This window comes from Streptomyces sp. NPDC057743, from assembly GCF_042798755.1.
Lineage (GTDB): Bacteria > Actinomycetota > Actinomycetes > Streptomycetales > Streptomycetaceae > Streptomyces.
The window spans coordinates 172,737-198,307 of sequence record NZ_JBHVJX010000017.1 but is presented as its reverse complement, the minus strand read 5'-3'; the positions used below and the strand labels follow the sequence as shown (position 1 = coordinate 198,307).

The 25,571-nt window shown below is 71.9% G+C and carries 28 protein-coding genes; 13 read left to right on the top strand and 15 right to left on the bottom strand.

Annotation, left to right across the window (positions count from 1 at the left end; genetic code table 11):
* Positions 1-186: 186 nt before the first annotated feature.
* The 3 genes from ACFVFQ_RS21410 to ACFVFQ_RS21400 form a co-directional block, all read right to left on the bottom strand.
* Positions 187-1,275 (bottom strand): threonine aldolase family protein, encoded by a 1,089-nt coding sequence (locus ACFVFQ_RS21410; protein WP_383418327.1) that lies wholly within the window; start codon positions 1,273-1,275, stop codon positions 187-189.
* A complete protein-coding gene (locus ACFVFQ_RS21405; RefSeq protein WP_383418343.1) occupies positions 1,254-2,015 on the bottom strand; it encodes an SDR family NAD(P)-dependent oxidoreductase in 762 nt (253 codons plus the stop codon). The genes ACFVFQ_RS21410 and ACFVFQ_RS21405 overlap by 22 nt, the downstream gene beginning before the upstream one ends.
* 104 nt (positions 2,016-2,119) lie before the next feature.
* On the bottom strand, positions 2,120-3,517 hold the full coding sequence (locus ACFVFQ_RS21400; RefSeq protein WP_383418324.1) for a DUF6421 family protein: 1,398 nt from the start codon (positions 3,515-3,517) through the stop codon (positions 2,120-2,122).
* A 448-nt stretch (positions 3,518-3,965) separates the two neighbouring features.
* Here ACFVFQ_RS21400 and ACFVFQ_RS21395 point away from each other — a divergent pair, with 448 nt between their 5' ends.
* The 4 genes from ACFVFQ_RS21395 (at position 3,966) to ACFVFQ_RS21380 (ending at position 7,389) form a co-directional block, all read left to right on the top strand.
* Positions 3,966-4,649, top strand: a complete 684-nt coding sequence (locus ACFVFQ_RS21395; protein ID WP_383418321.1) for a glycerophosphodiester phosphodiesterase — start codon at positions 3,966-3,968, stop codon at positions 4,647-4,649.
* A gap of 147 nt (positions 4,650-4,796) precedes the next feature.
* The gene (locus tag ACFVFQ_RS21390; RefSeq protein WP_383418317.1) at positions 4,797-5,672 is read left to right on the top strand and encodes an ABC transporter substrate-binding protein; all 876 of its coding nucleotides are present in this window, start codon (positions 4,797-4,799) and stop codon (positions 5,670-5,672) included.
* Between the two features lie 17 nt (positions 5,673-5,689).
* Positions 5,690-6,589, top strand: a complete 900-nt coding sequence (locus ACFVFQ_RS21385; protein WP_383418315.1) for an amino acid ABC transporter permease — start codon at positions 5,690-5,692, stop codon at positions 6,587-6,589.
* Positions 6,586-7,389: an amino acid ABC transporter ATP-binding protein gene (locus tag ACFVFQ_RS21380; protein WP_383418313.1), complete on the top strand. Its 804-nt coding sequence runs from the start codon at positions 6,586-6,588 to the stop codon at positions 7,387-7,389. The genes ACFVFQ_RS21385 and ACFVFQ_RS21380 overlap by 4 nt, the downstream gene beginning before the upstream one ends.
* A 24-nt stretch (positions 7,390-7,413) precedes the next feature.
* Here ACFVFQ_RS21380 and ACFVFQ_RS21375 read toward each other — a convergent pair whose 3' ends face one another.
* Complete coding sequence (locus ACFVFQ_RS21375; RefSeq protein WP_383418311.1) at positions 7,414-7,947, bottom strand: GNAT family N-acetyltransferase; 534 nt, start codon at positions 7,945-7,947, stop codon at positions 7,414-7,416.
* Between the two features lie 161 nt (positions 7,948-8,108).
* On the opposite strand from ACFVFQ_RS21375, the gene ACFVFQ_RS21370 reads away from it, so the two are divergent.
* Positions 8,109-8,495 carry a VOC family protein gene (locus tag ACFVFQ_RS21370; RefSeq protein WP_383418309.1) on the top strand — a complete coding sequence of 129 codons (387 nt, stop codon included), beginning with the start codon at positions 8,109-8,111 and terminating at the stop codon, positions 8,493-8,495.
* A 199-nt stretch (positions 8,496-8,694) separates the two neighbouring features.
* Here the strand turns inward: ACFVFQ_RS21370 and ACFVFQ_RS21365 are convergent, their stop codons facing one another.
* Together ACFVFQ_RS21365 and ACFVFQ_RS21360 are read right to left on the bottom strand one after the other, a co-directional pair.
* Positions 8,695-9,600 (bottom strand): RNA repair domain-containing protein, encoded by a 906-nt coding sequence (locus ACFVFQ_RS21365; protein WP_383418307.1) that lies wholly within the window; start codon positions 9,598-9,600, stop codon positions 8,695-8,697.
* A gap of 296 nt (positions 9,601-9,896) precedes the next feature.
* Positions 9,897-11,444, bottom strand: coding sequence for a peptide MFS transporter (locus ACFVFQ_RS21360; protein WP_383418305.1), 1,548 nt, complete (start codon positions 11,442-11,444; stop codon positions 9,897-9,899).
* A gap of 439 nt (positions 11,445-11,883) precedes the next feature.
* Between ACFVFQ_RS21360 and ACFVFQ_RS21355 the strand changes: the two genes are divergently transcribed.
* The 8 genes from ACFVFQ_RS21355 (at position 11,884) to ACFVFQ_RS21320 (ending at position 16,629) form a co-directional block, all read left to right on the top strand.
* Positions 11,884-12,045 carry a hypothetical protein gene (locus tag ACFVFQ_RS21355; RefSeq protein WP_383418303.1) on the top strand — a complete coding sequence of 54 codons (162 nt, stop codon included), beginning with the start codon at positions 11,884-11,886 and terminating at the stop codon, positions 12,043-12,045.
* The gene (locus ACFVFQ_RS21350; RefSeq protein WP_383418301.1) at positions 12,045-12,182 is read left to right on the top strand and encodes a hypothetical protein; all 138 of its coding nucleotides are present in this window, start codon (positions 12,045-12,047) and stop codon (positions 12,180-12,182) included. The genes ACFVFQ_RS21355 and ACFVFQ_RS21350 overlap by 1 nt, the downstream gene beginning before the upstream one ends.
* 29 nt (positions 12,183-12,211) lie before the next feature.
* The gene (locus tag ACFVFQ_RS21345) at positions 12,212-12,499 is read left to right on the top strand and encodes an FAD-dependent monooxygenase (RefSeq protein WP_383418300.1); all 288 of its coding nucleotides are present in this window, start codon (positions 12,212-12,214) and stop codon (positions 12,497-12,499) included.
* Between the two features lie 112 nt (positions 12,500-12,611).
* On the top strand, positions 12,612-13,100 hold the full coding sequence (locus ACFVFQ_RS21340) for a hypothetical protein (RefSeq protein ID WP_383418298.1): 489 nt from the start codon (positions 12,612-12,614) through the stop codon (positions 13,098-13,100).
* A 156-nt stretch (positions 13,101-13,256) separates the two neighbouring features.
* Positions 13,257-13,892 (top strand): DUF5134 domain-containing protein, encoded by a 636-nt coding sequence (locus ACFVFQ_RS21335; protein ID WP_383418296.1) that lies wholly within the window; start codon positions 13,257-13,259, stop codon positions 13,890-13,892.
* A gap of 120 nt (positions 13,893-14,012) precedes the next feature.
* Entirely contained in the window at positions 14,013-14,951 is a 939-nt protein-coding gene (locus ACFVFQ_RS21330) for a M56 family metallopeptidase (protein WP_383418294.1), read from the top strand.
* A gap of 32 nt (positions 14,952-14,983) precedes the next feature.
* Complete coding sequence (locus ACFVFQ_RS21325; protein WP_383418292.1) at positions 14,984-15,775, top strand: HAD family hydrolase; 792 nt, start codon at positions 14,984-14,986, stop codon at positions 15,773-15,775.
* Positions 15,776-15,852: 77 nt separating this feature from the next.
* Complete coding sequence (locus tag ACFVFQ_RS21320; protein WP_383418291.1) at positions 15,853-16,629, top strand: SDR family NAD(P)-dependent oxidoreductase; 777 nt, start codon at positions 15,853-15,855, stop codon at positions 16,627-16,629.
* Positions 16,630-16,736: 107 nt separating this feature from the next.
* Here the strand turns inward: ACFVFQ_RS21320 and ACFVFQ_RS21315 are convergent, their stop codons facing one another.
* The 9 genes from ACFVFQ_RS21315 to ACFVFQ_RS21275 all read right to left on the bottom strand — a co-directional run bounded on the left by ACFVFQ_RS21315 (position 16,737) and on the right by ACFVFQ_RS21275 (position 25,501).
* The gene (locus tag ACFVFQ_RS21315) at positions 16,737-17,687 is read right to left on the bottom strand and encodes a phosphorothioated DNA-binding restriction endonuclease (protein WP_383418290.1); all 951 of its coding nucleotides are present in this window, start codon (positions 17,685-17,687) and stop codon (positions 16,737-16,739) included.
* Positions 17,688-17,750: 63 nt separating this feature from the next.
* Positions 17,751-18,134 carry a hypothetical protein gene (locus ACFVFQ_RS21310; RefSeq protein WP_383418289.1) on the bottom strand — a complete coding sequence of 128 codons (384 nt, stop codon included), beginning with the start codon at positions 18,132-18,134 and terminating at the stop codon, positions 17,751-17,753.
* 143 nt (positions 18,135-18,277) lie between these two features.
* Positions 18,278-19,537: a 1-deoxy-D-xylulose-5-phosphate reductoisomerase gene (gene dxr, locus ACFVFQ_RS21305; RefSeq protein WP_383418287.1), complete on the bottom strand. Its 1,260-nt coding sequence runs from the start codon at positions 19,535-19,537 to the stop codon at positions 18,278-18,280.
* Positions 19,534-19,854: a ferredoxin gene (gene fdxA / locus ACFVFQ_RS21300; protein ID WP_383418283.1), complete on the bottom strand. Its 321-nt coding sequence runs from the start codon at positions 19,852-19,854 to the stop codon at positions 19,534-19,536. The genes dxr and fdxA overlap by 4 nt, the downstream gene beginning before the upstream one ends.
* 55 nt (positions 19,855-19,909) lie before the next feature.
* Positions 19,910-20,899: a 4-hydroxy-3-methylbut-2-enyl diphosphate reductase gene (locus tag ACFVFQ_RS21295; RefSeq protein ID WP_383418281.1), complete on the bottom strand. Its 990-nt coding sequence runs from the start codon at positions 20,897-20,899 to the stop codon at positions 19,910-19,912.
* Positions 20,896-21,975 (bottom strand): polyprenyl synthetase family protein, encoded by a 1,080-nt coding sequence (locus ACFVFQ_RS21290; RefSeq protein ID WP_383418279.1) that lies wholly within the window; start codon positions 21,973-21,975, stop codon positions 20,896-20,898. The genes ACFVFQ_RS21295 and ACFVFQ_RS21290 overlap by 4 nt, the downstream gene beginning before the upstream one ends.
* A 77-nt stretch (positions 21,976-22,052) precedes the next feature.
* Complete coding sequence (locus ACFVFQ_RS21285; protein ID WP_383418277.1) at positions 22,053-22,910, bottom strand: geranyl diphosphate 2-C-methyltransferase; 858 nt, start codon at positions 22,908-22,910, stop codon at positions 22,053-22,055.
* A gap of 12 nt (positions 22,911-22,922) precedes the next feature.
* Positions 22,923-24,080, bottom strand: a complete 1,158-nt coding sequence (locus tag ACFVFQ_RS21280; RefSeq protein WP_383418275.1) for a family 2 encapsulin nanocompartment cargo protein terpene cyclase — start codon at positions 24,078-24,080, stop codon at positions 22,923-22,925.
* Positions 24,077-25,501 (bottom strand): family 2B encapsulin nanocompartment shell protein, encoded by a 1,425-nt coding sequence (locus ACFVFQ_RS21275; protein WP_383418273.1) that lies wholly within the window; start codon positions 25,499-25,501, stop codon positions 24,077-24,079. The genes ACFVFQ_RS21280 and ACFVFQ_RS21275 overlap by 4 nt, the downstream gene beginning before the upstream one ends.
* Positions 25,502-25,571 lie beyond the last annotated feature (70 nt).

Genomic DNA, 25,571 nt, shown 5'->3' with positions numbered 1-25,571 from the left:
GCGGTATGCCAGACGTAAAGCGAAGCAGTCTGGCATACCGCCCCCGGAGACCCGTCACCGCACCCAACAGCCCCGCGCAGCGGCAACGCCCGCCGCAGGCGCCACGGCGGGAAAGCCAACCACGTGGGCGGCACGCCAAGCGCAGCGAAACGGCAACCCGCGCGGCGGGAGAGCCAAAAACGTGGCCTAGCGAGCCATCTCGGCTCGCAAGGCCGTCAAGAAGCCGTCGACGTCCGACTCCTCCGTGTCGAAGGCGCACATCCAGCGGACGACCCCCGCGCTTTCGTCCCAGAAGTAGAAGCGGTAGCGCTTCTGGAGGCGTTCGCTGACGTCGTGCGGGAGGCGGGCGAAGACGCCGTTGGACTGGACGGGGTAGAGGATCTCGACGCCGGGGATCTCGCGGGCGCCGGTGGCGAGGCGTTGGGCCATCGCGTTGGCGTGGCGGGCGTTGCGGAGCCAGAGGTCCTTGGCGAGCAGGGCCTCCAACTGGACGGAGACGAAGCGCATTTTGGACGCGAGTTGCATCGACAGCTTGCGCAGGTGCTTCATCGCGCCGACGGCGTCGGGGTTGAGCACGACCACCGCCTCGCCGAAGACGGCGCCGTTCTTGGTGCCGCCGAAGGAGAGGATGTCGACGCCCGCGGCGTTGGTGAAGGCGCGCATCGGGACGTCGAGGGTGGCCGCGGCGTTGGCTATCCGGGAGCCGTCGAGGTGGACGAGCATCTTCCGCTCGTGGGCGTGGTCGCAGATGGCGCGGACCTCGTCCGGGGTGTAGACGGTGCCGAGTTCGGTGCTCTGGGTGATCGAGACGACCTGCGGCATGGCGCGGTGTTCGTCCTCCCAGCCGTGCGCCTCGCGGTCGATCAGCTCGGGGGTGAGCTTGCCGTCGGGGGTGGGGACGGTGAGCAGCTTGAGGCCGCCGATCCGCTCGGGGGCGCCGCACTCGTCGACGTGGATGTGCGCGGTGTCGGCGGCGATCACCGCGCCCCAGCGGTCGGTGACCGCCTGGAGCGCGACGACGTTGGCGCCGGTTCCGTTGAACACCGGGAATGCCTGGGCGCGTTGGCCGAAGTGGCTGCGGAAGACGCGCTGGAGGTGTTCGGTGTACTCGTCCTCGCCGTAGGCGACTTGGTGGCCGCCGTTGGCGAGGGCGAGCGCGGCGAGCACCTCGGGGTGCGCGCCGGCGTAGTTGTCGCTGGCGAAGCCGCGGATCTGCGGGTCGTGGTGCTGGCGGGCGTCGGTCTTCGCCCGGTTCACGGCTTGGGGGTCAGCCACAGACGCTGTCCATTCACTTCCTGGGCGGGCCGGTCCCAGACCCCGGCGATGGCCTCGGCCAGCTCCGTGACGTCGGTGAAGCCCGCGAACTTGGCGTTCGGTCGCTCGGCGCGCATCTGGTCGTTGACGAGCGCCTTGACGACCAGGATCGCAGCGGCGGCGCGGGGTCCTGCGTCGCCCCCCGACTTGCGCAGGCCGTCCGCCATGGCGAGGGTCCACGCCTCGGCGGCGGCCTTGGCCGCGGCGTAGGCGGCGTTGCCCGCGGTGGGTTTGCTGGCGCCGGCGGCGCTGATCAGCAGGTAACGGCCGTTGCCGCTGCGTTCGAGGCCGTCGTAGAAGGCGAGGGAGGTGTGCTGGACGGTGCGGATCAGCAGCTTGTGGAGGGTGTCCCAGTCCGCCAGGTCGGTCTCGGTGAACGTCGAGCAGCCGCGCCAGCCGCCGACGAGGTGGACCAGGCCGTCTACGCGGCCGAATTCCTTCTCCGTGCGGGTGGCCCATTCGCGGGTCTGGTCGCGGTCGAGGAGGTCGACGGTCTCGCCGATGACCGTGGCGCCGCCGTGGGCGTAGCGGGCCGCGTCGACGGCCTCCGCCAGTCGTTCGGGGTTGGAGTCCGAACCGACCACCGTCGCACCGGCCTCGGCCAGCCGCAGGAGGGTGGCGCGGCCCGCCGGGCCGGCCGCTCCGGCCACCGCGATGACCGCGCCCTCCAGCGGCCCCTGTCCGCCCGTCGAAGTACCCATCTCCGTCGCCTCCTCGTCGTCCTGCCCCTGGACGGCCGCCGACCGGGGGTCCCGGTCGGTCCGCACGCTCTTCACCTGGTGATCCTGCTCGTTCCGCGCGCTCGTCACGCCGCCGCCGGCGTATCACTGTGGGCGGTGATGCCCTTGGTGGAGGCGATCACTGCGCGCAGCTTCTTGGCGAGCGCCTCGTAGAACATGCTCAGCGGGAACTCGTCGGGGAGCACGTCGTCCACGAGTTTGCGGGGCGGCCGGTCCAGGTCGAGGGCGTCGGGGCCCTTGGCCCAGGCCGAGCCGGGGTGCGGGGCGAGGTAGCTGGAGACGAGGTCGTAGGCGGCGAACCAGTGGACCAGCTTGGGTCGGTCGATGCCGTCGCGGTAGAGCTTCTCGATCTCGCCGCAGAGCTGGTTGGTGACCTTGGGCGCCCGCTCCCAGTCGATGTGCAGTGTGTTGTCCGTCCAGCGTACGACGTCGTGCTTGTGGAGGTAGGCGAAGAGGAGCTGGCCGCCGAGGCCGTCGTAGTTGCGCACCCGCTCGCCGGTGACCGGGAAGCGGAACAGCCGGTCGAAGATCACCGCGTACTGCACGTCGCGGGCCTGCGGGTAGCCCTCGGCCTCCAGTTTCACGGCCTCCTTGAAGGCGGTGAGGTCGCAGCGGAGTTCCTCCAGGCCGTACATCCAGAACGGCTGGCGCTGCTTGATCATGAACGGGTCGAACGGCAGGTCGCCGTGGCTGTGCGTGCGGTCGTGGACCATGTCCCAGAGGACGAACGCCTGTTGGCAGCGCTGCTGGTCGTCGAGCATCGCGCGGATGTCGTCGGGGAGTTGGACGCCGAGGATCTCCACGGCGGCGGCGCTGACCCGGCGGAAGCGGGCGGCCTCGCGGTCGCAGAAGATGCCGCCCCAGCTGAAGCGCTCGGGGGCCTGGCGGACCGCGATGGTCTCGGGGAAGAGGACGGCGGAGTTGGTGTCGTAGCCGGCGGTGAAGTCCTCGAAGGTGATGCCGCAGAAGAGGGGGTTGTCGTAGCGGGTGCGCTCCAGGTCGGCGAGCCAGTCCGGCCAGACCATGCGCAGCACGACGGCCTCGAAGTTGCGGTTCGGGTTGCCGTTCTGGGTGTACATGGGGAAGACGACGAGGTGTTGGAGGCCGTCGGCGCGCTGCTTGGCGGGCTGGAAGGCGAGCAGCGAGTCGAGGAAGTCGGGAACGCCGAAGCCCTCGTCGGCCCAGCGGCGCAGGTCGGCGACGAGCGCCTGGTGGTAGGCAGCGTCGTGCGGGAGCAGCGGGGCGAGTTCGCGGATGGCGGTGATGGCGCGGTCGACCTCGTGGCGGACGGCGGCGGCGGTCGGTGCGCCCTCGGCGGCGAGGTCGATCGAGCCGTCCTTGGACTGCCACGGGCGGATGGTTTCGACGGCGTCCTTGAGCACCGGCCACGCGAGGTGCGCGACCACGGGCTCGTCGGAGAGAGCGCCGCCCTGGACACCCACAGGCGAAAGAATTTCCGTCATGACTGCCCTCCGGCGGTAGATCGTCCTGTTAAGACCACGGTAACCAGCCAAGGATCACCCATTCAAGTGGGGATGCTGAAAATTATTCTGCCGACTCGCATGGTCACGACTGTTTTTCCTGTGCGTTACGACTTCGATCTCACTTCCTTGCTTCTAGCGTCATGGTCACCGCGTTTTCTCCGGCTCGACGCGGGTAGGACCGAAGGTCGACTCTGGGCCGAACGGGTGACGGTGGTCGGGGATCGGGCGCCGCCGCGGGCGGTGGGTGGGGCGGCGGGGCGTAGCGGGCGTGGCGCGGGGGCACTCGTACGGGCTAGAGGGCACTTGTCCCTACGGCGCTGCCGCACGTCAGCGGATTAGGCTGTGCGCCATTTCGGGCGGCAGTGCGCCGGTGGCCGACTTGTGCACGGAGCCGACAGCAACCGAGCCGACCAGAAGCGAGGCAGCCTTGTCCTTCCTGACCATCGGGCACCGCGGAATGATGGGTGTGGAGCCGGAGAACACCCTGCGCTCCTTCGTGCGCGCCGAACGCGAGGGCGTCGACGCCATCGAGCTGGACCTGCACCTGAGCAAGGACGGTGCGCTGGTGGTGATGCACGACCCGGACGTGGACCGGACCACCGACGGCGCCGGCCCGATCGCCGAGCGCACCCTCGCCGAGCTGCGGGAGCTGGACGCCGGGTACGGCGAGCGGATTCCGGTGTTCGAGGAGGTCGTGGCGGCAGTGCGGCTGCCGCTCCAGGCCGAGATCAAGGACGTCGCGGCGGCGCAGGCGCTGGCCGAGGTGGTGGCCGCGCGCGATCTGACCGGCCGGGTGGAGGTGATCTCGTTCCACGACGAGGCGTTGGCGGCGGTGCGCGGGGCGCTGCCGGGGGTGTGCACCGGGCTGGTCGCCGAGCACTACGACGCCGAGGTCATCGCGCGCGCGAAGGCGGTGGGGGCGGGGTTGGTGTCGTTGGACATCCGGCGGCTGACTCTGGAGCTCGTCGAGCGGGCGCACGCCGCGCAGTTGCGGGTGTTGGGGTGGACGGTGAACACCCATGACCAACTGCGGCTGGCGCGGGGGTTGGGGCTGGACGGCGTGGTGACCGACCGGCCGGAGATCCGGCGGGCGGTGCGCTTCACCGCGTAGCGCTCGGTCGGCGCGGGTCCGAACCCGGCGCGCGGGCCGCCGGGTTCGGGAAACGTGCAGTTCACAGCGGTGCAATCTGCTTCCAGCATGCGGACGTTGGGGCCGGTGATCTCGACAGATCGGGCGGTGCACTGCCACTCTCCGGGCATGCATCCCTCCCGACGCCGCGTGCGTCTGACCGTCTGCGCCACCGTCGTGCTGCTCGGCACGGCGGTCGGCTGCGCCCCGCAGGACGCCGCCCCGGGCGGCACGCAGGCCGCTGGGAAGCGGAGTTGTGCGCCCGGCCGGCTGGCCACCGTGACGCCGGGGACGGTGACCGTCGGCACCGACGAGCCCGCCTACGCGCCCTGGTTCAACGACGACGACCCGGCCAACGGCAAGGGCTACGAGTCGGCGGTGACCTACGCCGTGGCGGCGGAACTGGGGTACGGCAAGGGCGCGGTGCGGTGGCGGAACGTGCCGTTCAACAGCGCCTTCGCGCCCGGTGCGAAGACCTTCGACTTCGACATCAACCAGGTGTCGATCAGCGCGTCGCGCAGGCAGGCGGTGGCGTTCTCGTCCGGCTACTACGACGTGCGACAGGCGGTGGTGGCGCTCAAGGGCTCCAAGGCGGCCGGCGCCAGGAGCATCGCCGACCTCAAGGGCGTACGGCTGGGCGCGCAGGTCGGCACCACCAGCCTCGACGTCGTCAACGACACCATCCGCCCCGACCGGCCCGCCGCGGTCTTCCAGAAGAACGATCTGGCCAAGTCCGCGCTGAAGAACGGCCAGGTGGACGCGATCCTGGTCGATCTGCCGACGGCCTTCTACATCACCTCGGCGGAGCTGAAGGACGCCGTGGTCGTCGGGCAGTTCGCGCAACGGGGCCCGGCCAAGGAGCAGTTCGGGCTGGTGCTGGACAAGGAGAGCCCGCTGACCGGCTGCGTCACGGCGGCGGTCGACGCGCTGCGCCGCAAGGGCACGCTGGCCGCGCTGGAGAAGCGGTGGCTGGCCGACGCGGTCGACGTTCCGGTACTCAAGTGACGTACGGGGAAGGGGAGATGACGCAGGCGGGGCGGGTGGCGGCGGGTGCCGGGGCCGGCGTGGTCGAGGACGGTTACGTGCCGTCGTGGCGGCGGGTCGAGCGGGAGCGGTACCGGCGGGTCCGGGCGCGGCGGGCCGTCGCCATCGCGGCGCTGAGCACGCTGGTCACCGGGGCGGTGCTGGTGGTGGCGGTGGTCAACTCGCCGGGCTGGCCGCGCACTCGGGAGACGTTCTTCAGCCCGGAGTATGCGCGGATCGCGCTGCCGAAGGTGCTGGAGGGGCTGCTGTTGAACCTGCGGCTGCTGGTGGTGTGCGGGGCCGCGGTGTTGGTGATCGGGCTGCTGCTGGCGGTGGCGCGGACGCTGCGCGGGCCGGTGTTCTTCCCGCTGCGGGCGCTGGCCACCGCGTACACCGACTTCTTCCGCGGAATGCCGCTGATCATCTGCCTGTTGATGGTGGTGTTCGGGGTGCCGGCGCTGCGGCTCCAGGGGGTCACCACCGACCCGGTGGTCCTCGGTGGCGCGGCGCTGGTGCTGACGTACTCGGCGTATGTGGCGGAGGTCTTCCGGGCCGGCATCGAGTCGGTGCACCCCTCGCAGCGGGCGGCGGCCCGGTCGTTGGGGTTGACCAGCGGGCAGGCGCTGCGCTTCGTGGTGCTGCCGCAGGCGGTGCGTCGGGTGGTGCCGCCGTTGCTGAACGACCTGGTGTCGCTCCAGAAGGACACCGGGCTGGTGTCGATCGCGGGCGCGGTGGACGCGGTGTACGCGGCGCAGATCATCGCCGGCAAGGACTTCAACTACACGCCGTACGTGGTGGCCGGGCTGGTCTTCGTGGCGCTGACGATCCCGATGACCCGCTTCACGGACTGGGTCACCGCCCGGATGGACCGCCGGCGCGCCCAGGGAGGGACGGTATGAGCACGACGGACGGGGCCGCGACGGCGGGGGCGGTGGACGCGGCGGACGGCGGGCCGGTGCTGCGGATGGAGGCGGTGCGCAAGACGTACGGGCGCGGGCGGAGCGTCGTGCTGCGGGACGTGGATCTGGCGGTCGCCCCGCACAGCGTGACGGTGCTGATCGGGGCCTCCGGGTCCGGCAAGTCCACGCTGCTGCGGTGCGCCAATCTGCTGGAGGAGATCGACGACGGGGCGATCTTCCTGGACGGCGAGGAGATCACCGATCCGCGGGTGGACGCGGACGCGGTGCGCCGGCGGATCGGCGTGGTCTTCCAGGCGTACAACCTCTTCCCGCACATGAGCGTGCTGGACAACGTCACGCTGGCGCCGCGCCGGGTGCACGGGGTGCCGCGCGCCGAGGCCGAGGAGCGGGCCGGTGCGCTGCTGGCGCGGTTGGGGCTCGACGGGCGGGCCGGGGAGTATCCGGACCGGCTCAGCGGCGGCCAGCAGCAGCGGGTGGCGATCGCCCGGGCGCTGGCCGGGCGGCCGCGGTTGCTGCTGCTCGACGAGATCACCGCGGCGCTCGATCCGGAGCTGGTCGGCGAGGTGTTGACGGTCGTGCGGGACCTCAAGGAGGAGGGCATGACGATGGTGATCGCCACCCATGAGATGGGGTTCGCCCGGGAGGTCGCCGACCAGGTGTGCTTCCTGGAGGGCGGGGTGGTGCTGGAACGCGGGGCGCCGGAGCGGGTGTTCGGCGCTCCCGAGCACGCCCGGACCCGGCAGTTCCTCCAGCGGATCACCGAGGCCGGGCGGCTGTGAGCGGTGCGGCGACCGGCGGGCCGGTCAGCCCAGCGCCTTGACCAGCAGTTCGAACTCCAGGTCGGCGCGCTGCGGGATGCCGAACCGCTCGTCGCCGTACGGGAACGGGCTGAGCTCGCCGGTGCGGCGGTAGCCGCGCCGCTCGTACCAGGCGATCAGCTCCTCGCGCTGCCGGATCACGGTCATCCGCATCTCCCCGGCGCCCCAGGTGGCGCGGGCGACCCGCTCGGCCTCGGCGATGATCGTCTTGCCCAGGCCGGCGCCCTGGAGGGCGGGCCGGACCGCGAACATCCCGAAGTAGGTGTGGTCACCGCGGTGCTCCAACTGGCAGCAGGCGACCAACTCGCCGTCCTGTTCGGCGATCAGCAGCCGGCCGCTCTCGTGGCGCACCGCCGCGCCGACGCCCTCGGGGTCGGTCCGCTGCCCCTCCAGCAGGTCCGCCTCGGTCGTCCACCCGGCCCGGCTGGCGTCCCCGCGGTAGGCCGCCTCCACCAGGTCGACGAGCTCGGGGATGTCGTCCGCGGTGGCGGTGCGGAAGGTCAGCGAGGTGGTGGACATGGCGCGCGGGGTCCTCTCGGGACGTAAGGATGGCTGACGGGAGGCTAACAAGAGGCGGGCGCCGGCGGCAGGGCCGGAGGTCCCCTGCTCCGGGCGGTGCGGACCGTGAGATGCGCCGTGTCAGGCACCCCGGGCCGGGCGCGCGGCGTAGGGTCCCTGGCATGGTGCAGGTACTGAGCAGCAGGGTGCTGTTGCGGCCGGCCGATCCGGAGCGGTCGCGGGCGTTCTACGGCGAGGCGCTGGGCCTGGCGATCTACCGGGAGTTCGGTACGGGGCCGGAGCGCGGCACGGTGTACTTCCTCGGCGGCGGCTTCCTGGAGGTGTCCGGGCGGGCCACACAGGCGCCTACGCCGACGCTCCAGTTGTGGCTCCAGGTGGCCGACGCGGCGCGGGCGCACGAGGAGTTGGTCGGGCGCGGGGTGACGGTGCTGCGGCCGCCGGTGCGGGAGCCGTGGGGGCTGATCGAGATGTGGATCGCGGATCCGGACGGGCACAAAGTCGTCATCGTGGAAGTGCCGGCGGACCATCCGCTCCGCTACCGGCCCTGACGCAACGCGGCCGCGGCCTGATGGGCCCCGGTCGCATTCCGCGGGCATACGAAGTCGCCGTCCTTGCCAGCCCAACTCCCGTCTCAGACACCGTCGCTGCATGGTCCGACGATGTGGCCTCGGCCTGGTGGCACCGCCCACGGCCCCGACGAGATCCGCCGCCTCAGCAGGCGGCGCTCCGCGCCACCCGGCCGTCGCGTCACCTGTCAGTGATCGCGGAGAGCCATGCGGTGTCCTCCGGGCCCGGCGCTTCGAGGTCGGGCGCGGGCAGCCAGCGGACCTCGCCCGAGCGCAGGGCGACCGTGGCCCGTGGCCGCATCGGCTCGTCGCCCCTGCGTGCCAGCAGGACGAGTTCCCAGACCGTCGCCGTCATGGCGTCGAGCCGGGTGGCGCAGTCGGCGGTGACGCGCCGCGGATCGCGGGTCCGGCCCAGGGACAGGTGTGGGGTGAAGTTCTTGGCGGGCCCACGACAGCGCGGGAACCGCTGCTGCAGTACGCGGTGCAGGTCTGCCCACGGTGCCTTGCCGGCGGCCGTCGGTTCGAGCCACACCGTGACGTACGCCCTGTGTCGGAAGGTGCGCACGCCGCTCAGGCGGGCGGTGAAGACCGGCGTCTCGGCCATCGCCGCGGCGAGCAACGGGGCCGCCCGCTCGAAGTCGGACTCCGGCACGAAGCCGAAGAGCACGTTGACGTGCGGCGGCCAGCGGTGGATCTGGGGATCGTAATCCCGGCGGACGTCCTGGATCGGCGGCCACAGCTCCGCAGGCGGGATCCAGGCCAGCGCCGTGCGGGCCGTCGGGAGCGCATCGAGGACGCCGGCGGGCTCGCCCCCGACGAGGCTCGGGTGCGCGTGCGGGGCCCGCACCCGGCCGGCCCCCGACGCGTCGATGCGGTCCATACCCGTGGTCCGGTCCCAGACCACCTCGCCGTCCGCCTCGATGAACATCACCCGGTGCCACGGGATGTCGCCCCCGGGCACGAAGGAAGTCAGCGGGATGCGTGCGACGGCAGCCCTGCGCTGGCTGATCCCCAGCACGAACCGGGTCGGGTCGAACCGCGGGTCCCAGCGGACCCGGTGATAGATCTCGTCACTGGTTCGCACCACGCCTCCTCTCCCTCCTTCCCCCTCTCCCTCCAGGGTGCCGCCGACCCTGCCCTCGACGGCTGCTGAGCACCGCACCGCGACGCATCCACCGCGGTACGTGAGGACACCGGCGTACGCCGAGGCGCGTTGCTGGCGCGATCAGCTCGCGAACGGCGAGCGGGGCGGCCGCCTTCAACTCGGTTTGTTGGAAAGGGAATCGGAAGGGACAGGAAGGGATCGGAAGGGGATCGGCAGCGAACCGGCCGCGGTCGCGGGGCGCCTTCCGCGACCGCGGCGAGGGTCTGCCCCTGAGCCCCTTAGGGAGTTTTTTCGGGATGCGCCGGATCGCCCAGGTCAGGCTTGCTGACCATCTGCTGGTGCACCTTGGGCGCATAGAACCACAAGCCGACGCCGACAAGAATCACGAGAGCGCCGATGACGCCGAAGTACGGTCCCGAGGTAGCCGCGCTGTAGTACTTCGAGACCTGGGCGATGAGGCCCTGCGCCGCGGAGTCGGAAGCGTAGTTGAGGCCCACGACCTGAGACGCGAAGGCGAGGGGCGCGAGCTGTGTAGTGGCCGACAGGCTGACAGGATTGACGAACAGTTCGCCGATCGCGATCAACCCGAGACTCGCCAGGGGCCAGGCCGGATTCGCCGGGGTGCGTGGCCCATCAAGGAACCAGGGCAAGAAGAGGAGGGCGAATCCGGCACCGGTGAGGATCAGGCCGATGGCGAACTTCTGCGGGGTCGTCGGCTGTCGGCGGAGCTTTGTCCACAGGGACGCCACGATGGGCGCGAAGGCCAGCATGACAACCGGGTTGATTACCTGCGACAGCGTGGGGTCGAGATGGAATCCCCAGGCGTTGAGGTCCGTCTGCTGGTCAGCGTAGCTTGCCATGACGGTGGACTGTTGCTCCTCGACGAACCAGAACACCATCATGGCGATGAAGAGAGGAATAAAGGCCAGCACGCGGCCGCGCTCGACAGCAGTGACCTTGCTGCTGCGCAGCATGACGATGAAATATATTGCGGGCACAACGAGCGCGAGCACGCTGACCGAGTTGACGACACCGTCGGCGCTCAGATGACCGTTGATCCCCAGTATGGTGATTACCGCCGCCAACGCGAGAATGCCGCCGCCGAGCGCTCCGTACACGCGGTTTCGCTGGTGGGGCTCTAGCGGGTTGGGGACCTGCATACCTGCGTCGCTCAGAGTTTTGCGGGCACGCAGTAGGTATTGGACGAGGCCAATGGTCATGCCGACCGCGGCGGCGCTGAACCCCCAGTGGAAGTGGTTTCCCTGCGAGCTCGCCTGGTTGGGCTCCGTCAACAGGTCCCCGACGATGATGGGAGAAAGGAAGGACCCAATTTGCACGCCCATGACGAACAGCGTGAACCCGGCGTCACGGCGGTTGTCGCCTTCTTCGTAGAGGTCGCCGACGTTCTTCGTGATGTTCGGCTTCAGCAGGCCCGTACCGACGACGAGCAGGATCATGGAGGTGTACAGGGCCAGTTGACCCCCACTCGGCACTGCCAGCGCGACGTGGGCACACACGATGAGGACGCAGCCCCAGGTGATGGAACGACGAGCGCCCAGAATCCGGTCGGCCACCCACCCGCCGGCGATGCCGGACATGTAGAGAGCCGCGCCGTATATGGAGACGAGGCTCATGGCCAGATTCTTGTCGAGCCCCAAGCCGCCATGGGCGGCCTGGTAGTACATGTAATAGAGCAGAATTGCTTTCATGCCGTAGTAGGAGAAACGCTCCCACATTTCCGTCATGAAGAGCGTGGAGAGTCCTCGCGGGTGCCCGAAGAATCCCTTTTGCGAAATAGTGTCAGGTGTGGGGGTATGTGCTGACATGGGACCTCGCTTTCCGTCGGCCAGTTATGCGGAGTAGCGTTTACGCATACCGCCCGCCGGTTACCGCACGTCAGAGCGGCACGCTTGCCGGATTACCGCAAGCCTCGCTACCGACCGGCACCCACGGAAAACCTCCCATGCCGCCCTATGTCATTTGCGTAAAACTCACCCCGCTTTAGTTAGCCGATCACGCCGTCATCGAAGCCGTCAACCTACGAAACAAGCCAACAGAAGGCCGGGGGTCACGTCTCGAAAGACTCGGTATCCGCTCAAGTTGATCGCATAAGTCATTCACTTAACTCATTTCAGCTACAGAGGGCATATGTGCACCGAGTGACCGGTAGAAGCCGGCGGCTCGGCGGCATCAGTGCGTGCGGTGCAACTCTGGCCTGCGAAACGGTAACTGGTGGTAGCCGGCCGCGGTCGCTGGCGTCGCGGCATGACCACCACGGAACACCCGCTGGGCGGGGAGCACTTCGATGTTGTCATCGCGGGCGGCGGGCCGGTCGGCCTGGCGCTGGCGGGGGAGTTGCGGCTGCACGGGTCGCGACGCTCGCCCTGGAGAGGGGCCGGCCCGGGGAGGGCGAGCCGCGCACGCTGATGGTGCACTCCCGGACGCTGGAGAGTCTGGACCGGCGCGGGCTGCTGGCGGAGTTCGCCCAAGCCCAGGAGCGGTTGCCGGGGCTCGCGGCCTTCCGGCGGAACGTCGACGACCGCGGCGCCCGCGGTCACGGCTGACGCAGGACGACACCGGGGTCACCGTCCGGGTGCGGACCGCGGACGGCGAGTCGGAGGTGCGCGGGGGCTTCCTGGTCGGGTGCGACGGCGGGCGCAGCGCGGTCCGCGAGGGCGCCGGGATCGGCTTCCCGGGCACCGATGCGTCGCTGATCAGCCGGATGGGGCGGGGCACCGTCGAGGTGCACGGGGGCGGGGAGTTGCCGGCCGCCTGGGAGCGGACCGACCGGGGCTGGTTCATGCGGATGCCGGACGGGCGGATAGCCGTCACCGAGTGGGACCCGGCAACGGCGCCGGAGGGGCCGGCGACCGCGGCGTAACTGGCCGCGGGCATCGAGCGGGTGACCGGGGTGCGGATCACCCTGACCGACGTGGACTTCGTCAGCCGCTTCCCCGACAGCGCCCGGCAGGCGGACCGGTACCGCGCGGGTGTTGGCGAACACCCGCGCCCAGGTGGCGCTGATGCGGCCGGGTCCCCAAGTCGACGCGCTGCGCGAGCTGTTCACCGAGCTGATGGCGATGGAGGAGGTGAACAAGTACCTCAGCGAGATCGTCTACGCCACCGGCATCCGCTACGACCCGGGCCCGGACGGGCACCCGTTGGCGGGGACGTTCCTCCGCGATCTGCCGTTGACGACGGCGGACGGGCCGACCCGGCTGGTGGAACTGCTGCACCCGGGGCGGCCGTTGCTGCTGGGGCTCGACGGCGCAGCGGGCGCGGACGGGCTGCGCAAGGCCGCGGCGGGGTGGGCCGACCGCGTCGCGATCGTCCCGGCCGACGCCGAGGAGGTGCCGGCGGCGGCGCTGCTGGTGCGCCCTGACGGCTATCTCGCCTGGGCGTGCGACGCCCCGGTGACCGAGGACGCGCTGCGGGCGGCGCTGACCGTCTGGTGCGGCCCGGAGCGGCCGGCGGCGGGCTGACCGGCCGGCGGTCGGCGACCGGCGCGCCTGGTACGGACCGGGCGGCGCCCTGCGCTCCCGCAGTGCGCCCGTGCGCTCCCATGTGCCATGCCCCGGGCGGGAATCCTGCGGGTGATCTCCGTCCCGCTCTCCGTCCCCCGGTCCGGGAGGTGTGGCATGCATACGCCGCCGCTGGTCGGTTGGTTGCTGGTGGCGCTGTGCGCCGCGACCGGCGGCTACTGCCTGTCCCGGATGCGCCGCGGGTCGCCGGCCCAGCGGGCGACGGCTCGGAGCGAGGCGCTGATGGCGGGGGGTATGGCGGTGATGGCGCTGCCCGCGTCCGTGGTGGCGCCGCCGGCGTGGGCGCCCTGGCCGTACGCCGTGGTGTTCGGCGCGGCGGCGCTGTGGGCGCTGCTGCGGCGCCATCTGCACCACGCGGTGGGCGCGCTGGCGATGGTCTATATGGCGCTGGCGATGGTCGGTATGCCTGGCATGCCTGGCATGTCGGGGGCGTCGGGGGCGTCAGAGGCACCAGGGATGCAAGGGATGCCGGGGATGCAGGGCGCGCACGGCATGACGGGCATGAGCGGCGCGGCCGGGGCGGGGCATGCGGTGCCGGCCGGAGTGCCGCTGGTGACCGGGGTGTTGCTCGTCTACTACGTGGTCTATGTGCTCGCCGCCGGGGTGCGGTTGGCGCCGGGCGGCCCGGCCTCCGACGCGGGGCCCGCCGCGCGCCCGGGTGCGCCCGGTGTGTTGCGGGCCTGTCAGGTGGCCATGGGGGTGGGCATGCTCGCCATGCTGCTGGCGCTCTGAGGGACGCCGCCGGGAACGGAGTTGCGCCGCCCCAGGGGCGCGTCGATCCGCGGCGTGGCGTGCGTCACTTCCGCCGCCGGACCGTACCAACCAGTAGTCGGCCGCTCATAGGCTGTGGCCATGATGGTCCCCCTCACGCTGATGACTCTCGGCGTGCTGGCCGCGGCGACGGCGCCGCGCCTGATGGCCCGTTCCAACTGGCCGGACCGGGAGCCGGTGCTCGCCTTGTGGGTGTGGCACTGCGTGGTGGCCGGGGTGCTGCTCTGCTGTGTGCTCGCCATGGCGCTGAGCGCGGCCGCCGCCTGGGAGGCGGTGCGCAGCCCGGTCTTCGGCTTTGCCCCGCGGGTGGTCGTCGAGGCGTATGCGCTCAACACCTACGGGCCGTGGGCCGGTGTGCTGGCGCTGTTGCTGGCGGGCGGCGGCGCGTGGACGGTGGTGGCGCTCACCCGCGAGGTGCGGGCGGCGCGGGCCCGCCGCCGGCGGCGCCGGGCCGAGCTCCGGCGCCGTTCGCCGCTGCTGCCCGGCGAGGACCCGCGCGGCGGCCGCCTGGTGGTGCTGGAGGGCGACCGGCCGGCCGCCTGGCTGTTGCAGCACCACCCCGCGTCCCAAATGGTCATCACCACCTCGGCGTTGCAACGCCTGAAGGGCCGTCAGCTCGATGCGTTGATCGCCCACGAGCAGGGGCACCACCGGGCCCGGCACGACGTGCTGTTGCACTGCGCGTCGGCGCTGGCGACCGGCTTCCCGCAGATCCCGGTCTTCGCCGCGTTCCGCGACCAGGTGCACCGGCTGGTCGAGTGGGCCGCCGACGACGTCGCCTCGCGCCGCTTCGGCCGGCTGACGATAGCCCTGGCGCTGGTCCAACTCAACGAGGACAGCGGGGTGTTCGGGCCGTGTCCGCCCCAGCTCGCGCAGGTCCCGCAGCGGGTCGACCGGCTGCTGGCGCCGGCCGCCCGGCTCACCCCCGGCCGCCGCCTGGGGATGACCGCCTGCGCCGTGCTGCTGCCCGCCGTACCGCTCGTGGTGACGTTCTGGCCGGGCCTGAACGCGCTGACCTGACCCGACGGCCGGGACGGGGTCACCATGGAGTCATGACGACCCTCAACGGCACGCCCGGCGGGCCGGCCGACGGCCGGATCACCGGCGTCCTGTTCGACTTCTCCGGGACGCTGCTGCGCATCGAGCCGACCGAACCCTGGCTCCGGGCCTCCCTCGCCGCCTTCCACGCCGCCCCGGGCACCGCGCCCTGCCCGCTCGGCGACGCCGAGATCACCGAGCTGGCCGCCGCCCTGGCCCGGGCCGGCGCCCTCCCCGGCGGGCCCCCGCCGACCACGCTCCCCGACCCCCTGACCGCCCTCTGGGAGGCCCGCGACCGCGAGGCCCGCCACCACCGCGCCCTCTACACCGGTCTGGCCCGCCAAGTACCCCTCCCCTACCCCGAGTTGTACGACCCGCCGGGCGGCCGCTCGCTCTACGACGTGCTCTACGACCGCCATATGACCCCGGACGCCTGGCTGCCCTACCCCGACGCCGCCGAGGTGCTCACCGCACTGCACCGCCGCGGCATCCGCACCGGCGTCCTCAGCAACATCGGCTGGGACCTCCGCCCGGTCCTGCGCGCCCACGGCCTGGACCGCCATCTCACCGCCTGCGTCCTCTCCTACGAGCACGCCCTCCAGAAGCCGGACCCGCGCCTCTTCGCGCTCGCCTGCGACGAGTTGGGCCGCTCCCCCGGGCAGGTCCTGATGGTCGGCGACGACCGGACCGCGGACGGCGGCGCCACCGCCGTCGGCTGCGGCTACTTCCCGGTCGACCACCTTCCCGTCGACCACCGCCCGGACGGATTGCGACCCGTTCTGGATCTGGTCGACCAAACCGTGTGATCGTCGGGGCGCGACGGGCGGCAACGCCGGCCCCGCCGCGCCCCGTCCCGTTCCGTCGCATCCAGGAGGCCCGCCCCATGTCCACCCCGTACCTCGACGCGCTGTTCTCGCTCTCCGGTCGGCGGGCCCTGGTGACCGGGGGCAGCTCCGGGATCGGGCGGGCCATCGCCGAGGCGTTGGGCCGGGCCGGCGCGGAGGTCGTCCTGATGGCGCGCCGGCCGGAGCCGTTGGCGGCCGCCGCCGGGGAGTTGCGGGCGGCGGGCCTCACCGCGGACTGGGTCGCCGCCGACCTGGGCGACCGGGCGGCGGTGCGGGCCGGCGCGGACGAGGTGGCGCGCCGCTTCGGCGAGCCGGACATCCTGGTCAACTCGGCCGGCGTCAACCCCCGCCCGCCCATGGGCGAGTTGAGCACCGAGGAGTGGGACCGCACGATGGCGGTCAACCTGGACGCCCCGTTCCTGCTGGGCCAGCGGTTCGGCCCCAAGATGGCCGAGCGGGGTTGGGGTCGCATCCTGCACCTCGCCTCCCAGCAGTCGATCCGGGCGTTCGGCAACAGCGGCGCCTACGGGGTGTCCAAGGCGGGGTTGACGGCGCTGACCCGCTCCCAGGCCGAGGCATGGTCCCGGCACGGCGTCTCCGTCAACGCCCTCGCCCCGGGCTTCGTGCGCACCCCGCTCACCACGGAGGTCTACGCCGACCCGGACCGCGTCGAGGCGATGGCCCGCCGGACGATGGCCGGCCGCACCGGCGAACTGTCCGACTTCGCCGGCGCCGCGGTGTTCCTGGCCGGCCCGGGCGCGGCGTATCTGACCGGCCAGACGGTGTTCGTGGACGGTGGGTTCTCGGTGACGTGAGGGGTGGGCAGGGGCCGCATTCCCCCTGTCGGGCCCTGTTACCCGTCGGGTCCCCGTTACGCGTGGGGCCCCCGTTGCCCGTGAACGGGGTCAACCGCCCAGGCGGCTCAGTCCGTTGCCAGGGTGTGGTAGTTCGTGGGGGTGAGGACGGGGTCGCGGGGAGTACCGCGGAAGACCTGTTGGGCGTGCCAGGCGCGGTGCCGTTCGGCGACCGGTGCGAAGCCGGGCTGGGGGCCGAGGACCGGTTGGCCGGCGAGGGCGAGGACCAGCCGGCGGCTGGCCTCGTTGCGGCCGACGAAGCGCTGGGAGACCTGGATGCGGTGGTCGTTCCCGAGACCCAGGACGCCCTTGTCGAAGAGCTTGTAGTGCAGGGCGCACAGGCACAGGCCGTTGTCGACCTCGTCCGGCCCGTCGTGGCTCCACCAGCGCACGTGCACGGCCTCCAGCCCGACCGGGCTCCTGCGCAGCCGGGCGTCGCCGAGTCCCCCGTCGTAGCCGCAGAACGCGCACTGGTACTCGTAGGCGGTGAAGACGAGTTCGCGCATCCGCGGGTCCCGTTGGCGTCGGGCCGTGCCGTCCGTGGGGTGCGCGGGGGCGAGCTCGGCGCGCTCCAGGTCGAGGCCGACCGCCTCGCACAGGTCGCCGTGCAGGGACGGCGGGAAGTGGGCGTCCAGCGCCACCCTGACCAGGCGGCCGAGCAGCGTCGGGTCCCCGGCGAGGGCGTCCCGCAGGCCGGGGGCGAGGCTGCCGGTGGCTCCGCTGGAGCGGAGTTCGCCGACCTTGGCGCCGGGGCTGCCCGGTCCCCGGTCGGTGCGGACCTCCCACACGCCGTCGCTGACGAGGTGGTGGAAGGGGTACGCGGGGGTCGTCGGGTTCGGGGGGCCGTACTCGGCGAGCAGGCGCTTGAGGTCGTCCTCGACGGCGGTGTACCGGAGTTCGGCGTCGGCGTCCCGCTGGTAGCTGCCGAGGGCGTAGAGGAGCAACAGCGGCTTGTGCGGGGCGCGGACGCCGTTCTGCGTCCACCGTCTGAGGTCCACCACCCGTTCGAGCCAGTCCATAACGGGTCAGGGTAGTTCGTTGCGCAGACGTTTCTGCAGGGAAGGGGGCGCGCCGGTGAGCGCTCACGGGGTCGGGTGGTCCGGGGGTGGGGAGGCGGCGATCACGTCGTCGTGGATCTGCCGGCGGGTGGAGTTGACCATCTCGTTGATGGCCGCGGCCAGGGGGAGGATCTCGCCGGGGCGGTCCAGGGTCACGAACCGGTCGGTGGACTCGTCGAGGAAGGCCATGGTCCGGTGCATGAAGGCGCGCGCCTCGGGGGTGACGGGCAGGGCGTCGGCCTTGATCAGGTTGAGCATCGTCTCCAAGGCCCGGGCCAGTTCGCGGACCACTTCGCGCATCTCGACGTCATCGCGCATCTCGACGTCATCGCCGTCGCGGTCGGGGACGTGCTCGCCGTCGCGCTCGCGGTCGGGGGTGCGGTCGCCTTCACAGTCACCGGAGTTCATTTCTCTACGATCCCGGATCGGGGGTGCGGAATCCAGGCTTTCCGCCGCATCTCACCGATTCGGGGCGGTAGTTGGTGGGGCCGAAGTTGGTGGGGCGGAAGTTGGTGGGGTGGTGCCTGGTGGCATGGTGGTCGCTGGGCCCGTCAGCGCCGTGATCCGCGGTGCGCGACCGGTCGTCCCGCCCGCGTCGCCAGTTCGCGGGCCCGGGCGTGCGCCCAGGCTTCCGCCGCCAGGACGTCCGGCAGGGTGAGCGCGGCCCCGTCGGCGGGGGTCTCGTGCTCGGCCACCACCGCGGTGACCGTCTCCACGATGCCGGTGAACGGCAGCCGGCCGGTGAGGAACGCGGTCACGCACTCCTCGTTCGCGGCGTTGAAGACCGCCGGGGCCGTGCCGCCCAACTGACCCACGTGTCGGGCGAGTTGGACCGCCGGGAACGCCTCCGTGTCGAGGGGGAGGAACTCCCAGGCCAGGGGCGCGGTCCAGTCGAAGGTGGGGGCCGCGTCGGGGATGCGCTCGGGCCAGCCGAGCCCGATGGCGAGCGGGCCGCGCATGTCCGGCGGGGCGGCCTGCGCCAGCGTCGAACCGTCGGCGAACTCCACCATGGAGTGCACGGCGGACTGCGGGTGGACGACGACCTCGATCCGGTCGAAGGGGAGGGCGAAGAGCAGCTGCGCCTCGATGACCTCCAGGCCCTTGTTGACCAGGGTCGCGGAGTTGACGGTGATCGTCGGGCCCATCGACCAGGTGGGGTGGGCGAGCGCGTCGGCGGGCGTGACATCGGCGAGTTGGGCCCTGGTGCGTCCCCGGAAGGGGCCGCCGGACGCGGTGAGCAGCAGCCTGCGCACGTCCGCCCGGGCGCCGGCGGCGAGCGCCTGGAAGAGCGCGGCGTGCTCGGAGTCGACCGGGACGATCTGTCCGGGCCGGGCGAGTTCCGCCACCAACGGGCCGCCGGCGATCAGCGATTCCTTGTTGGCGAGCGCCAGGGTGCGGCCGGCCTTCAGGGCGGCGAGCGTCGGGGCGAGGCCGATGGAGCCGGTGATGCCGTTGAGGACCGTGTGGCAGTCGGAGGCGGCGAGTTCGGCCGCCGCGCCGGGGCCCGCGAGGATCTCGGGCGGCGGCTCGGCCCGGTACTGCGCGGCCAGCGCCTGACGCAGCGCCGGTACCACGTCCGCGCGGGCCACCGCCACGGTGCGCGCCCCCAACCGGCGTGCCTGGGCGGCGAGTTGCCCGACCCGTTCGCCGCCGGCGGCGAGCCCGGTGACGCGGAACCGGTCGAGGTTGCGCCCGATCAGCTCGACGGCCTGGGTGCCGATCGAACCGGTCGAGCCGAGGACGACGACGTCCCGGCGGCCCGCGGCCGGTGTCGGGGGGCGGTGCGGGTCGGCGAGCGGGGGCCAGGTCATGGGGTGCGGGCCGTCTGCTGGGCGATGAAGGGGTGGTCGCGCTCGATCGGGCCGAGCCGGGCGGCGCCGCCGGGTGCGCCCAGCTCGGCGAAGAACTCGGCGTTGGCCGCGTGGTAGCGCTGCCACTCCTGCGGGGTGTCCTCCTCGTAGAAGATCGCCTCGACCGGGCAGACCGGCTCACACGCCCCGCAGTCGACGCATTCGTCCGGGTGGATGTACATCGAGCGGGAGCCCTCGTAGATGCAGTCGACGGGGCACTCCTCGATGCACGACTTGTCCTTGACGTCGATGCAGGGCAGCGCGATGACGTAGGTCACGGGTGACTCCCGGGAGAGCAGGGACGGTTGGGCGGGGATTCAGCGGCGTGGGGGCTCAGCTGTCGTCGTGGGGAAGGAGGGGGCGGGGCAGGGCGAAGCGCTGGGTCTCCTCGGTGGAGCGGACCACCTCGACGTGGTCGAAGCCGCGCTCGGCCAGCCAGTCCAGGACGCCGTCGACCAGCACGTCGGGGACGGAGGCGCCGGAGGTGACGCCGATGGTGCGCACCCCGTCGAGCCAGTCCGCCACCAACTCGTCGGCGGTGTCGACGAGATGGGCCGCGGCGGCGCCCGAGGCGAGGGCGACCTCGACGAGCCGGACGGAGTTGGAGGAGTTCGGGGAGCCGACGACCAGGACCAGATCGGCGTCGGTGGCGATCTGCTTGACGGCCTCCTGGCGGTTCTGGGTGGCGTAGCAGATGTCGTCGCTGGGCGGGCTGGTCAGGGCCGGGAAGCGGTCCTTGAGGGCGGTCGCGGTGTCCATGGTCTCGTCGACGGACAGGGTGGTCTGGGACAACCAGGCGACCTTCCGCTCGTCGCTGACGTGGACGTCGGCGACGCCCGACGGGCCGTCGACCAGGTGGATGCGGCCGGGGGCCTCCCCCATGGTGCCGACGACCTCCTCGTGGCCCTCGTGGCCGATGAGCAGGATGTCGTAGCCCTCGTCGGCGAAGCGCCGAGCCTCCTTGTGGACCTTGGTGACCAGGGGGCAGGTGGCGTCGATGACGGTCAACTGGCGCCGGGCGGCCTCGGTGTGGACCAGCGGGGCGACGCCGTGGGCGGAGAAGATCACGGTGGCGCCCTCGGGCACCTCGTCGGTCCGCTCGACGAAGACGGCGCCCTTGCGCTCCAGGGTGCGCACCACATGGGCGTTGTGGACGATCTGGTGCCGGACGTAGACCGGCGGCCCGTACCGTTCCAGGGCCTGCTCGACGGTGGCGACGGCGCGCTCCACGCCGGCGCAGTAGCCGCGTGGTGCGGCCAACAGCACACGCCGCGGGACGGGTTGGGCGGGAGCGGTCCTCCCGGGTTGGGCGGGGGTGGTCATGTGGACCTCCGTACGGCTGCCTCGGCCAGGGTGTGCAGGGCGCTCGTGGCGGGCGGCGGGAAGTCGGCCGCGTCCAGCGCCGCCAGGGCCTGTAGGTAGCGGGTCTCGATCATTTCCTCGACGGTGTCTCGGGCTCCGGTGGCACGGATGATGTCGCGGACGGCGGCCGCGTCGGCGGCGCGCAGGTCCGGCCGGCCCAGGTGGCGGCGGAGGAAGGAGCGTTGGTGCGGGTCGGCGCGGCGCAGGGTGAGGGCGATCAGCGGGGTGTGCTTGCCCTCGCGCAGGTCGTCGAGGTCGGACTTGCCGGTGTGCCGCGGGTCGCCGAAGACGCCCAGCAGGTCGTCGCGCAGCTGGAACGCCTCGCCCAGCGGAATGCCGAAGTCGGCGCAGGTGGTGAGGAGTTCGGGCCCGGCGCCGGCCAGCGCGGCGCCGGCCTGGAGGGGGCGTTCGACGGTGTAGTGGGCGGTCTTGTAGCGGGTGATGGCCAGCGCGCTGTCCAGGTCGTCGCCGGGGGCGCCGGTGGAGAGCAGGTCCAGGTACTGGCCCAGCAGCACATCGCGGCGCACGGCGTCCAGCACCGGCAGCACGGCCCGCTGCTCGCCGTCGGTGAGCCGCGCGGTCCGCAGCAGGTGGTCGGACCAGACGAGGGTGAGGTCGCCGAGCAGCAGTGCCGCGCTGGTCCCGAACCGCAGGGCGTCCGGCCCGCGGCCGGTCAAGTGCCGGTCGGCCAGGGCGCGGTGGACGGTGGGGCGGCCGCGGCGGGTGGCGGAGTCGTCGATCAGGTCGTCGTGGATGAGCACGGCGGCGTGCAGCAGCTCCAGCGAGGCGGCCACCCGCAGCGCGGCGCCCCGGCCGCCGGTGCCGCCGGCGGCGTGCCAGCCGACGACGCACAGCAGGGGGCGCAGGCGCTTGCCGCCGGCCCCGACGAACCGTCGCAACGCCCGGACGAGTTCCGGGAGTTGGGGGTGGGGCGCGGTCCGTTCGAGGTCGTCGAGGAACGCCGCGAGGACCTCGTCGACACTGGCGCGGATGTGGTCCAGGTCCAGGGGGGCCGCCATGAGGGGCGCGGGGGTCATGACCGGGGTCCTTTCCCCCTCCGCCCGGGCCGGGAGGCCGGTTGTGGCCCGGGCGGAGGGTGCTCGCGGGCGGGAGGTCAGACGCGGTCGGCGGCGATCAGCAGGTACTGGAAGCTGCCGTTCTTGTACGCGGTGAGGAACGCGTCCTCGATGCCGGTGACCAGGGACGACTGGGCGCGCAACTCCCAGTACGGGAGGGTCGCCTCGGTGAGGTCCACCACGCAGATGGGCACCAGGCGGTTGGCGGCCATCTCCCTGAAGTAGGTGGAGCGGGGGTGGATGTCGCAGATGTAGTGCGCGTTGATCGTGGAGACCTCGCGGGACGGGAGCCCGTAGGCGTCGTTGTAGCAGCCGGTGATGGTGACGTAGCGGCCGCCGCGGGCCAGCAGTCGGGAGTACTCGGCGAACAGCAGCGACAGGTCGACGTACATCGTGGACTCGTTGTTCCAGATGGCGCGGTACGAGCCGGTTTCGAAGCCGGTGTCGAGCATGTTCTTGAGGTGGAAGCGGACCTTGTCGGCCACGCCGCGCTTCTTGGCCTGCGCGCCCGCGAAGGCCACCTGGGTCTCGGAGATGGAGATCCCGTCGACGTGGCAGCCGAACCGCTTGTTGGCGACCAGGCTGCCGCCGCCCCGGCCGCAGCCGGAGTCCAGCAGGCGGTCCTCGGGGGCGATGGTGCCGAGGTGGTCGGCGAGGAACTCGGCCTGGGCGGACTCCAGTCGGTGCAGCTCGGCGATGATCGCCTCGTCGCGGGTGTCCTTGGGGGCGTCGAGGACGGACCAGTCGGCGCTGCCGATGCCGTAGTGGTGGTGGTAGAAGCCGTCCACGTCGCCCAGGCGGAGGTTGACGTCGTTCTTCTCGCGGTTCCAGTAGTCGGCGACCGACTGCTGGTAGCGGCTGGCGAGTACCGGGGTTGTGGTGTCGTGGGTGGTCACGAGGGGGCTCCTTCAGTTCCAGTAGGCGGGCAGTGAGTAGCGGTAGGTGTTGGTGCAGTGCCATGCGTGGTTGCCGGACACCCAGGCGGCGAGGCCGGTGGTGTAGCGGCCCACGAGCGGGTCGCGGGCGGCGAGGTGGGCGGACTCGTCCTCGAAGGCGTGCATGATCTCGTTGTGGATCTCAACGGCCTTGAGGTAGGCGGCCTTCAGCCCGCACCGCTCCTCGGCGGCGAGCACCACGGGCAGGTTCAGGTGGTGCTCGTCGTTGGCCTGCTCCTTGGTGAAGGAGTACAGGTCGTTGACGAGCGTGGTGGCGTTGCAGGCCAGCGCGGTGACGCGCTGGACCTCGGGCCGGGAGTAGAGCGGCTCGGGCAGTTCGTAGCCGTCCACCGCGTCCACCAGGGACAGGCAGGGGCGGAAGTTGTTGAACTGCCGCATCACCAGGTACTTCCACACCGGCGGGGTGGTGCGGGTTTCCGCCCAGGCGGCCTCGCCGAGGTAGCCCAGGTGCAGGCGGGCGACGTCGTGGATGAACCGGGTGATCTGGCTGGGGGTGGCGAACTCCCGGTAGGCGCGGATCGCGTCGGCGTAGGAGCGCAGCGGGGCGTCCGCACCCAGCCCCTCGAACCACTGCTGCTGGTAGGGCTGGGCGGTGTGCACAGGGTCCAGGGCACCCTGGGCGATGATCAGTCGGCCGCCCAGGCCGATCGGGGAGCCGCCGTAGTCCTCGCAGTAGCAGTCGTCGACGACGTTCTCCGCGACCAGCAGCTTCCCTGCGGTGACCAGGCGCTCCATGTCGGCGGCGCCGGGGTGTTGCAGGACGACCGCCCGCCCGGTCTGGAATCCGGCGAAGTCGCCCGCCCATTCGGGCGGGAACAGCTCCAACTCGTGGGCCCACGCTTCGAGTCGGCGGTCCACCTCGGCGACCTTGGCCGGGTCGGCCGGCACGGCGGGCTGGTAGTACAGCCCGGGGATCGGGTCGCCGGGGCGGGGCGGGCCCGCGGGCCGTCGCACCGCCCCGGCGGCCGGGGCGGACCCGGTGGGGACACAGGGAGGTTGGTCCCCACCGGGCGTCGCTGCACCCGGTGGGCGCGGGGGGCGGGGGCCGGCGGCGAGGGTGCCCAACCCCGCCGGCCCCGACAGCAGCGCCCGCAGCGCCTGGGAGGTCATGACCGGGCCGCCGCGATCTCGACGTTCTCCAGGATGCCGATGGCGTCGGGCACCAGGATCGCCGCCGAGTAGTAGACGCTCACCAGGTAGGAGATGATCGCCCGGTCGTCGATGCCCATGAAGCGGACGTTCAGGCCGGGTTCGAACTCGTCGGGGATGCCCACCTGGTGCAGCCCGATGACCCCGTGGTCCTCCTCGCCGGTGCGCAGCGCGACGATGGAGCTGGTGTGGCCGTCGGTGATCGGGATCTTGTTGCAGGGGAAGATCGGGACGCCGCGCCAGGCGGGGATGTCGTGCCCCTCCACGCTGGCCGACGCGGGGCTCAGGCCGCGCTTGTTGCACTCGCGGAAGAACGCCGCGATGGCCTTGGGGTGGGCGAGGAACATCCGGGTCTTGCGGCGCATGCTCAGCAGGTCGTCCAGGTCGTCCGGGGTCGGAGGCCCGGACCAGGTGTTGATCCGCTGGTCGTACGCGGCGTTGTGGAGCAGGCCGAAGTCCCGGTTGTTGAGCAGCTCGGACTCCTGGTTCTCCCGCATCTCCTCGATGGTCAGGCGGAGTTGCTGCTCCAGCTGGTTCATCGGGTGGTTGTAGAGGTCGGCGACGCGGGAGTGGATGCGCAGGACGGTCTGGGAGACGCTCAGTTCGTACTCGCGCGGGCTGAGGTCGTAGTCGACGAAGGTGCCGGGGAGGGTGGGCTCGCCCGCGTGGCCGGCGGCGACCTCGACGCTGGCCTCGCCGCGGGTGTTGGTGGGGCGGCTGGTCCTGGCTAGGTGCTGCTCGATGTGCGCGACCAGGCCGGGCCGGCGGCTGAGCAGGTCCTGGAAGGCGGGCCAGGGCAGGACGAGGGCGGTGCCGGCGGTGGTGGCCTTCACGGTGTGCAGCCACCGCGGGAGGTCGGCCTGGCCCAGCGCCTCGTCGCCGATCTGGTCGCCGTCGGCGAGCGTGCCGAGGAGTTCCTCGGTGCCGTACTTGCCGGTGGCGTACCGGTTGAGGCGGCCGTGCGCGATGAGGAACGCCTCCTGGACGGGGGTGCCGGCCTCGGTCAGCACGTCGCCGGCGCGGAAGTCGCGCGGCACGAACAGGGCGGCGAGCTCCTCCAGTACGCCGGTGTCGTCGAAGCCGCGCAGTACGGGCACCTCGCGCAGCGTCGCGGGGATCACCCGCACGTCGTCGGCGCCGTTCTGGAGGAAGCCGACCCGGCCGCGGCCGACCGTGTGGCTCAGGCGCCGGTTGACGCGGTAGGTGCCGGCGGACACGTGCACCCAGGGCAGCATGCGCAGCAGCCACCGCGAGGTGATGCCCTGCATCTGCGGTTCGGTCTTGGTGGTGGTCGCGAGGGTGCGCGCGGCTTCTGTGCTGAGGCTCAACTGGGGCTGCATCCCGTCGAGTTCGTCGGGGCCCGGTGGCTGGTGGGTGGTCATGACAGTGGTTCCTCCCTGTTGGTCATGCCGTGGTGCGTCGGTGGTTCCTTGGTGGGTGGAGAGGGGTCAC